Consider the following 6542-nt stretch of genomic DNA (forward strand, 5'->3'; position numbering starts at 1 on the left):
ACGCTAGCCACCGGCTGGCGGCGCCGCACAGGTTCGGCCCGTATCGCCGGGAGAAAGGCCGCTGGACGGGAATTCGGTGGCGCTGTTTCCCGTCCTGCGGAATCCAGGGAGCGTCCCGGCGGGGGCTGGGACCGCCGTCCCGGAGCGATCCCCCGCGACTTCTCGACGCGACCCGGCGCACGCGGCGGCGGCGCAGGCGCCTATCGTCGGCGCATGGGCTACGCACCGGACGTCCGGCTGGCGGCCGGGGCCGACGAGAGCCAGCTCCTCGCTGCCGTTTTCATCCCAGGGACGTGGCTCGGGTCGTCCTACCATGATCCGCCGACGGCCGCTGAGGTCGTCGAGGTGACCACGATCCGCATACCCAGCGGCCGGGTCATCGTCGACTCGCCCTGGCCGGCGGACAGCGCCCCTCAGCTGCGGACACGGGCGGGCCGGGAACTACTGGAGCGGATCCCGCCAGGTGCCTAACGGGTCGAGGCGGCCTGGACCGAAGCCCCGTATGAGTTCATGGGCGAGAGGTTCGACGGTAGGGAGGTTGCTGCGGTCCGTCTGTGTGTCACCGCGGACAACGTGGCGATCTGGGAGATGGCGCTCGCCATCGGCGACGACGTCGGCGCGCTCCGCCCTGGCGAGCGGATCGGGTTCAACTCCGAGACGAACATGGGCAGTCTTGCCGACGCCGGCGCCTGGAGTCCCTCACCGCCCCGTTCCGCCGGTTCTGGCAGGCCACCGAGGCCGGCCACCTGCAGCCGCGTGCCACCGAGATGCTCGGCGACGGCTCCTTCGAGTGCACGAGCGACGAAGCCGTCGGCGCGGATCTCGTCACGATCCCGGCTGAGGGGCCTTGCGTCGTCTGGCTCGGACGAACGGCGGCCGGGAGCATCGCCACGATTGTCATCATGGCCAACAGCCGGCCGTCGGTCCCCGAGAGTGGGGGCGCGTCGTAGTCGGCCCCGACCGGGCGAGCACGGAGCCGGGCAGGACCACAGGTTCGGCAACGAGCAGCCCGGACACGCAGTGCGATCTCTGCGCTGTCCGGGGCGGGCCGGTCACGCTCACGCGTGAACGCCCGCCCGGCCGCCGCCGCGGGGGTGCGGCTCAGAGCCTGAGGCAGCGTCACCGTAGGGACTGAGGACGTGCGCAAGGGGTCCGGTCCCCCGGTGCCCTCGATCTCCCGGGACCGGCGGAAGCGGACCGGCGTCCCACCGACACAGCCCGCCGCCCGGGACTCGCCACCAACCGCGCTCTCGATCGGCGACCACGGCGCGACTCCACGGCGCCCGACAGCCATTTGGGCCGAGGACCCGCCGAGCCCAGACCCGGACCGGACCTGCGGACCGGCGCAGGAAGGCAGCAGCCGCGGCAATCCCGGATTACCGCCTCACCCCCCTTGACCGGCGCCGTGGCCGGGCTACCGTCCCGTTCCACCGCGCCGCCACCGTCAGGTCCGGGCGGCGCCCGGACACCTTGAAGTCGGCCTCGAGCAGGCCCCACGAGACGAGGACCCCATGCACGCCATCACCGGCCGACAGGCCGAGACCTACCTGGACAGCATTGACGACGCCCTGACAGCCGCAGGGCTGCGCCCCGCCGACATCGCGGTGGGCGACTCCGACGACATCACCGACGGCGGCCTGACCGTCCTTCCCGGCGCGGCCCTGACATGGCCGGCCGGCCACCCCCTGCTCGACACCGTTCGCTTTCCGCACGGCGCCGTCGCCACCTGGACCACCGCGGCGGGATGGCGGGCAGCAGCGTTGCGGCCCAACGGCACCAGTGACACCCCGACCGGGCTTCCGCTGCCCCGGCTCGGTGCGCCGGACCGGGTGGTCGACGTCATCTCCCGGCTGCTGCTCGGCGCGAACAGCTCCGAGGGTTCCGATGGCGCCGGAGCTGAGCCGGACGACCGGCGGTCGACGGGCCCCGGCGGCGGCGCGGTATTCGGCACCGGCGGTCCTGCGGACGACCCGGTGTTCGCCGTCCTGCGTGCCGAGATCTGGGGGCACTTCCACAGCGCTCCCCAGGGCCGCGACCCATACGGTCGCTTCGCCTCCCGGCTCTCCTTCCCCGTCACGGACGACGGAACGGGTTGGAGCGAGAAGGGTGCGCAGGTCAGCTACGGAGACACCGTCATCGTCGCCGACCTCGACGGGTACCTCGACATCCTCGAGACGATCGCCGGCCGGACCCCGGTGATCGAAGGTCCGCTGGTTCTCAGTCTGTGACCCCGGCGCCCCTGCAGGCCGCCGCCATCTCCACCTCCACCCGCGCGGCGTACCGTCCGCGCGCCACGGTCCACCTTGCCGGCGCCGCTCTGCCCGAGGACCGCCCAGCAAGGGGGAAGTGACCACTTCCCCTCTCGGGGAGAACCAACCAGCCCCGCCAGGCCCAGGGGTCTTGGCATCACACAACCCAGGAGTTGACATGCATGCAACAAAACTGACGCAGCCTTCACCGTTCCCCGTCATGTCGGACATGGCGGACCTGTTCGACGACGACCCGCAGTTCGCCCGCATCGTCCGCAGGGCCGAGCTGCTGTCCCACGCCCGCGGACTGCCACGCTGGCTCAAGGGCAACGCCGTCGACCTCGTGCTCGTCCTGCTCTCGGGGCAGGACCTGGGCCTGACCACCTGGGAGGCCATCAACGCATTCTATCCCGACGACGCCGAGGACAGCGGCCTGGCGCTCTACGCCTCGGCCCAGCGAGCCCTCCTGCACCGGGCCGGGTGGGGCTGGCGCATCGTCGAGAGCAGCGAGGAGCGCTGCACCGTCGCCCTCACCGACCCCGACAGGCCCGGCCAGGGCGAACTGGTCGTCACCTACACCATGCGCGACGCACAGGTGGCCGAGCTGACCAGCGGCCCGAGGGCCGACTTCTGGCGCCGCTACCCCCGGCAGATGCTCTACGCCCGCGTCACCACCCTTGCTGTCAACGCCCACGCCGCGCACCTCGCGCAGGGCGCTTCCCGCGGCTGGGGCGGCCTCCTCGCTTCCGACCCCGCGCCCGCACCGGTCACCACCGAAGGCCTCCCGCCCGAGGCCACCGTGACGGCCACCGAGAGCCTTCCCGCTCCCGCCCGTCCGTTCCAGGACCCGGTACCGGCGCCCGCCCTCGACGGCGAGACGCCCATCCCGGACGCCGGAACCATCGGCACCCCCGAAACCCCGGGGCCGCGACACCCGGCCCCACCGCAGCAGCAGGAGCGCACCGGCGACGAACCTGCCGCACCCGCCCGGACCCGTACCGCCACGGCCGTTGCGACACCGTCGCCGGCCATCGCCGCAGTCGACGAGCTCCCCAGGCACTCCCCGAGCATCACCGGTCGGCACAGCACCGGGCGAGCCGACCCGGCCCGCCCTCAGGCACGACACCCCGAGCCTGCCCCGCACCCGGGTCCCGCACCGACCAGGGTCACCGCCGGCCCGGATCCACGCGAGAGCGCCTGGTCCGACCTGCAAGCCCTGGCGCGCGCCCTCACCCCGAACGGCGTCTACCAGGTACTGATGGACAACAGCGCCAGGACCGAGAAGGAGAGGAACGCGGGCAGGCTCACCGACGAGGACGAGCAGACCATGCGGGCCGCCCACCTGGCCCTCGGAATCTCCCCCCACAAGATCTACCGGCACCTGCGCAAGCCCATCGCTCCGTCAGTGGCCGAGCCCGACCAGAGCCCGCCGTCCCCGCTCGCGCTCGCACCCCGGGCCGAGATGCCTGAGCTGTGCCGCTGTGAGGAGTCCCGCCACCACGACGACTGCCCGGACGCAGCGCGATGAACCGCACCGACCTCGAGCTGCACCGCCGGAAGTTGGAGGAGGCACTCAGCGCGGTCTTCCGTGCCGCAACCGCGGACAACCACCATGACCCCGGCGCCCTGTCGATCTCCGGCCTCGGCGGATGCACCCGCTGCGCCGCCTACCAGCTCGCCGGCTGCACCCCGACCGACGACCGCTCCCACCAGGAGCAGCGCGCCTCGCACCTCGGCCAGGCCGTCCACGACTGGGTACTGCCCTGTCTCGCCGCCCAACTGGGCGTCGAGCTCACACTCGTCGAGCACGATGTCGTCCTCCCGGTTCGCGGCCTGCTGATCCCGGGCAGAGCGGACCTGTTCACCCCCGCCGTCGGCAGCGGCATGCTCGTCGACCTGAAAACCCACGGCTACGACCAAGCGGACAGCGGCGACGAACCCTCGCGCGCCCGTCTCCTGCAGCTCTACGGGTACGCCATGGCGCTGCGCAGGGCCGGGTATGCGGTGCAGGATGTGGCGGTCGTGCCGATGTCGCGGATCCACGGAGGGACCTCCGGGGTGTGGATCGGCGAGTTCGGTCCCCGGCAGGAGTCCCTGGTCGACGCCCGGGTCCGGGACCTGCTGCGACATGCCGAGGCGCCGGCGTTCGCACCGCGCGACGCCCACCGAGGCCCCGGACTGGACATCGTCTGCGACTCCTGCCCGTTCATGTCGCGCTGCTGGCCGGGCGCCGAACCCGCCCAGGCCGCCGAGGTGCGCAGCGATGCGGACGTCGTCGCCCATGTCATAGGCCACGCGGAGGCCAGTGCGCAGGAGAAGGCTTGGAAGAAGGAGAAGGAGTATCACGCGGCGTCGCTCGCTCTGACCCGCCCCGGCCGCTATGAGGCCGGCGGGTTCGAGGTCGAGGTCAAGACGGTCCCCGGCGGGAAGCGCCTGAACCAGAGCAGCGCCAAGGAACTGCTGCTCAGCAACGGCCTGGAGGTGCCGATGACCACGGACAGGGCGTCGCTGCGTGCTCTCGTCAACCGTCAGCCCCCGTCTGAGGCCTGACCGTGCTTGCACCGCCGCAGGCTTCCCTGGAGATCGTGCGCTGGGAATCGCGGGCCGCTGCGATTCTCGGCGCAGGCTGGGCCAGCTGGGCCCCGGCCCCAGTTCGGCGCCCGGGGGCCCGGGCGCACCCTCGGCGCTCCTGCGCCGGCTGCCCGAGCGGATACGAGGCGGCGGACAGCCCTGTTGTCCGGGCCGCCGGGCCGACCTGTCAGCTCGGTGGAGTCTCCGGGGAGCCAGCTGGGCGGCCGTCAATGATGCCCATCCGTCGCGGTATTCGAATTCCAGACGGGATTGATCGGCCGACACGGTTCCTTAGGTTCTGCCTCACCACCGAGTCCGGTGGAGAGAAGCAGCAGGAGGACACGTCTTGAATCCTCAGTACCAGAACGTTGTACAATTCAGCGGAGGCATCGGCTCGTTCGCTGCCGCCGTCCGAGTGGTGAGGCGGTACGGGCCCGAACGGACTACTCTGCTCATAGCAAATACGCAGATTGAGGACCCCGATTTGTGGCGCTTCACACAGGACGCCAGTCGCGCACTTGCAGTTCCGATCGTGCGGGTCACGGACGGCCGTGATCCTTTTCAGGTTTTCCACGACAAGGGGTTTCTCGGGAACAGTCGAATCGCCTCGTGCACGCGGACGCTGAAGATCGAACCGTGCCTCAAGTAGCTGAAAGCCAAAGCCGATCCGGCGCTGACGACGTTGTACATCGACATAGACGCCAGCACTCATGACCGCCAGCGCATCCCGCCGATCGCCAGCAACTGGCAACCTTGGAAGACCTCGTTCCCCCTTTGAGCTCGTAACACGATCATGGGGCAGCCTTCTTGAGGCGGCGCCAGCAGATCAAGGAGCAGGCCAGGGAGACGAAGCCGTTGTGAAGGTCGAGGCGTCGTTCCCAGCGGATGGCCAGTCGCTTGAACTGGTGGAGCAGGGCGAAGGTCTGCTCCACCACGTAGCGGAGCTTGCCAAGTCCCTTGATGTCGGGCTGCCCCTTGCACGTAGCGGAGCTTGCCAAGTCCCTTGATGTCGGGCTGCCCCTTGCGGGAGATGACCGGCAGGATCCCGCGCCTGCGGAGTTCGCGCCGGTTGGGGTTGCTGTCGTAGCCCTTGTCACCGAGGAGGGCGTCGGGGCGCTTGCGGGGATGGCCGACCCGGCCGGCCACCGGCGGTACTCCGTCCACCAAGGCGAGGGTCTGGGTGACGTCGTTCACGTTGGCCGCGGTGGTGATCATGTGGAGCGGGGTGCCGCCACCGTCACAGATCAGGTGGTGTTTGCTGCCTGTCTTGCGGCGGTCGACCGGCGACGGGCCCGTCGCCGGTCCCCTTTTTTCGCGCGTACGTGGGAGGCGTCCACGCACGCGCGGCTCCAGTCCAGTTCGCCAGCCGCGTTGAGCTCGGCGAGCAGTATCCGGTGCAGCCGGTCGAAGACGTCGGCCTCCTGCCAGCGCTCCAGGCGCCGCCAGCATGTCTGGCCTGAGCCGAAGCCCAGCTCCAGGGGCAGCTGCTGCCACGGGATCCCGGTGTAGAGAATGAAGAGGATGCCCTGCAGGCAGAGCCGGTCCGACACGGGCTTCGGTCCCGGTGACCGCTCGGGCCAGGCCGGCAGGACCGGCTCGATCATCGCCCACAACTCGTCATCCACGGCCCACGGCTTGGTGCTCACGCCATCACGAACAGCTCAATCGTCGTACCGGTTACGGCCGACCTGCACCGATTCACAAGATCGTGTTACGAGCTCT

The 6542-nt window shown here is 70.6% G+C and carries 4 protein-coding genes and 1 pseudogene; 4 read left to right on the top strand and 1 reads right to left on the bottom strand.

Translation table 11 applies throughout. From position 1 onward, the window contains the following. Window positions 1-510: 510 nt before the first annotated feature. From AC2TEW_RS30280 to AC2TEW_RS30295, 4 genes are all read left to right on the top strand, one after another. A complete protein-coding gene (locus AC2TEW_RS30280; protein ID WP_484626544.1) occupies window positions 511-1068 on the top strand; it encodes a DUF4241 domain-containing protein in 558 nt (185 codons plus the stop codon). Window positions 1069-1511: 443 nt separating this feature from the next. Next, the gene (locus AC2TEW_RS30285) at window positions 1512-2228 is read left to right on the top strand and encodes a hypothetical protein (protein WP_484626545.1); all 717 of its coding nucleotides are present in this window, start codon (window positions 1512-1514) and stop codon (window positions 2226-2228) included. Window positions 2229-2469: 241 nt separating this feature from the next. Then, window positions 2470-3777 carry a hypothetical protein gene (locus tag AC2TEW_RS30290; protein WP_484626546.1) on the top strand — a complete coding sequence of 436 codons (1308 nt, stop codon included), beginning with the start codon at window positions 2470-2472 and terminating at the stop codon, window positions 3775-3777. Next, entirely contained in the window at window positions 3774-4799 is a 1026-nt protein-coding gene (locus tag AC2TEW_RS30295; protein ID WP_484626547.1) for a PD-(D/E)XK nuclease family protein, read from the top strand. The genes AC2TEW_RS30290 and AC2TEW_RS30295 overlap by 4 nt, the downstream gene beginning before the upstream one ends. An 812-nt stretch (window positions 4800-5611) precedes the next feature. On the opposite strand, the pseudogene AC2TEW_RS30300 reads toward AC2TEW_RS30295, so the two are convergent. Continuing rightward, window positions 5612-6466, bottom strand: a pseudogene (locus AC2TEW_RS30300) (IS5 family transposase). Between the last annotated feature and the right edge of the window lie 76 nt (window positions 6467-6542).

The sequence above is a fragment of the Kitasatospora sp. NEAU-CNBT7 genome, from assembly GCF_057220535.1.

Bases quoted from the DNA above. Each gene is read 5' to 3' on its own strand.
- AC2TEW_RS30280 (WP_484626544.1), top strand. From the start codon at position 511: ATGGGCGAGAGGTTCGACGGTAGGGAGGTTGCTGCGGTCCGTCTGTGT.
- AC2TEW_RS30285 (WP_484626545.1), top strand. From the start codon at position 1,512: ATGCACGCCATCACCGGCCGACAGGCCGAGACCTACCTGGACAGCATT.
- AC2TEW_RS30290 (WP_484626546.1), top strand. From the start codon at position 2,470: ATGTCGGACATGGCGGACCTGTTCGACGACGACCCGCAGTTCGCCCGC.
- AC2TEW_RS30295 (WP_484626547.1), top strand. From the start codon at position 3,774: ATGAACCGCACCGACCTCGAGCTGCACCGCCGGAAGTTGGAGGAGGCA.